The 2,462-nt window shown below is 69.5% G+C and carries 3 protein-coding genes; 1 reads left to right on the forward strand and 2 read right to left on the reverse strand.

All coding sequences use genetic code 11. The annotated features are described in order from the left end of the window. Nucleotides 1-171: 171 nt before the first annotated feature. Nucleotides 172-1,464, reverse strand: coding sequence for an ISKra4 family transposase (locus VF468_05710; GenBank protein HEX5877809.1), 1,293 nt, complete (start codon nt 1,462-1,464; stop codon nt 172-174). A 110-nt stretch (nt 1,465-1,574) separates the two neighbouring features. After that, the gene (locus VF468_05715; protein ID HEX5877810.1) at nt 1,575-2,003 is read right to left on the reverse strand and encodes a DUF6788 family protein; all 429 of its coding nucleotides are present in this window, start codon (nt 2,001-2,003) and stop codon (nt 1,575-1,577) included. Nucleotides 2,004-2,210: 207 nt separating this feature from the next. Here VF468_05715 and VF468_05720 point away from each other — a divergent pair. After that, the coding region (locus VF468_05720; protein HEX5877811.1) for a DsbA family protein at nt 2,211-2,462 on the forward strand (252 nt) is incomplete at its 3' end.

Genomic DNA, 2,462 nt, shown 5'->3' on the forward strand with positions numbered 1-2,462 from the left:
TCCTCGGCCGGTTCCCGTCCGCTCAGATCGATCTCGACGCGATAGCTCTCGGTCTGGATCAGCGCCGAGCGGGCCTTGGCTTCGGCGCGGGTGAGGTTGTCGGGAAACATGTCGTCGATCCTGTCATGCCCCGCCGACAGGTCGGTGGCTCTGACCCGCGCCGGGTGTGCGTCAGGTTTGTGGTGTGGCCCAGAGGATGTGGTCGCGTTGGGACTGGTGCAGGGTGCGTAGGGCGAGGACGGGGTCGAGTCCGTCGATGGTCCAGTGCATGCCGGCTCGTTTAGCGCGTTGTTTGACGATGGTGTTGCAGGCTGACTCCACGGCGCCAGAGCCGATGTAGTAGCCGTTGGCGTGGAAGTCGGCGTACTGCATGCGGTGGTGGTTGGTGGTGAAGTACCCGACTTCGGTGGCGGCGGGTTTGACCAGGTCGGGCGCCTGCTGGGGCAGGTCGAGTTGGTCGACGACGGCGGCGATCGCGGCGGTCTGGCCGAGGTCGAGGTGGTCGGCCAGGTCGTGCTCGAAAGCGGTGGGATCGGCCAGCACGGGGGTGAGGATCTTGGCCAGGTCGGCGAGGTGTTCGCGAGCGTGGAAGTAGTCCACGATCTGGGTGGCGTGAGTGAAGTGCTGGTCGGCGATGGCCCAGATCCATTTGGCGCCGTCGCCCAGGATGATCGGCTGTCGGATCTGGTCGAACCCCCGGCGGCGGTACTCGGCTTTGGCGTGGGTGGCGAAGGTGGCGGCGGCCTCGAAGGTGGAGATGTAGGTGGCTGAGCCCGGGTCCTGCATGGGTTCGCCGGTTACCGGATCGCGGTGGGACTGGGTGAAGAAGCAGCCGATCTTGACTTCGCGGGTGCGGGCCCTGCCGTCGGGACTCTTGCCGGGCCGGTCCTGACACTCACGCGGCAGGATCGGGGCGCCGGTGCCGTCCAAGACGATGTAGCACAGGTCCGGCCCGTCGGTTCCGGCTGCCGGGACGGGGCCGGGTACGGCGGCGGCGTGCTCGGTGTCGATCAGGTCGCGGGCGCGGGCGCCTTGGGCGCGGGTGGTGCGGGCCAGGGTGGAGGTCGAGGCCAGGTCCAGCCCGGTCACGGTGGCGATGAACTGTCTGGACTTGTCATAGGGCATCTCGGCGCCGGCCAGGGCGCAGGCCCGGGCCAGGCCCGGCGACAAGCTGGTGCCGGTGATGCCCAGCCGGGCGTCCAGGGGAGCGAACCCGTGCCGGCAGGTGCCGCAGTGGTAGTAGCCGCGGGCCACCTCAAGGCCGCCGAGCAGGGTCCGGACCGTCTTGGTGCGCCGGGCCACCAGCCGCACCGCGTGGCCGGCGCCGGAGTCGGTGTCGGGGTCGGCGTCGGGGCAGCAGGTGCGGGCCGGGGTGTGCGCTCCGGCCCAGTCCACGACCCCGGCCACCGCGGCCAGCCCGATCTGCGCGGCCGATTGCTGAGCCGCGCGCTCGATCGCCTCCAAGACTCCCTGGCCACCGTGCTGGCCACCGCCTTGCATGAGCCCGGCCGCGGTGTGCACCAGTCGGCGGGCCTCATCGGCGGCCAGCTCGGCGACCTGGTCAGCCAGCGCGCTCAGCGCTTCCTGGTCGTAAGCCCCCCTTTTTCCCCGCCACGGTCAGCGGGGTCGGCGGGCCTGTCGCGGCGCGCCGGTGGCCCGACTCGCGCCTTGCACAGCGCCTCGTTGATCTCGACGTAGTCCTCAACCAGAGCGGCGAACTGGGCGTAGTTGTCCAGCTCGGCGCGGACCTGATCGATCTGGTCGACCGGGATGTACTGCCCGCGCGAACCGCCCGGCCCCTTGACCGTGCGGGTCCACAACCCGCGTGGGCCGTGGCCCTGCTCACCCGGGCGGGCGCAGCGGCACGTAGCACGCCCGCACTTGCGGTAGCCCACCTGCAACGACCCGCGCCGGAACTGTGGCACCGCGGCGATCCGGTCCAACACCAGCGAGCGCAGCTCCTCGAGTTGGCGAGCCGTCATCGACGAGTAGTCCTTGCCCATCGCGCGCCCTCCCAATGCTGATTATGTAACCCACAATCAGAATATGGATTGAGCAGCACAAACGCATCGACGACACGTCCATGACTCACACCCCCCGCGCCGGCGGCTGTGACCCCTCTGCAGGAGGCTCGACGTTGGTCGGCGGAGGGCGCAGGACACTGCGCCGGACTGGCCGACGACGCCTGCAGGTGTACGTAGGGTGGGGGCATGGCGAAGGGCAAGGCGGACAAGAAGTCGGTCAAGAAGGACGGCAAGGCGAAGCGCAAACCCGCGAAGAAGGCGAAGATCATCGCCGGGGGCGCGGCGACCCCGAGCCCGACGACGGTGAGTCAACGGGTCGCCGCCGAACCCACGATCGTCGACTTCTGGTTCGATCCGACCTGCCCGTGGGCCTGGCTGACGTCACGCTGGATACTCGAGGTCGAAGCGGTCCGCCCGGTCAAGGTCGTCTTCCACGTG

It is taken from the genome of Actinomycetota bacterium (assembly GCA_036280995.1).
In the GTDB taxonomy this organism is placed as follows: domain Bacteria; phylum Actinomycetota; class CALGFH01; order CALGFH01; family CALGFH01; genus CALGFH01.

Bases quoted from the DNA above. Each gene is read 5' to 3' on its own strand.
- VF468_05715 (HEX5877810.1), bottom strand. From the start codon at position 2,003: ATGGGCAAGGACTACTCGTCGATGACGGCTCGCCAACTCGAGGAGCTG.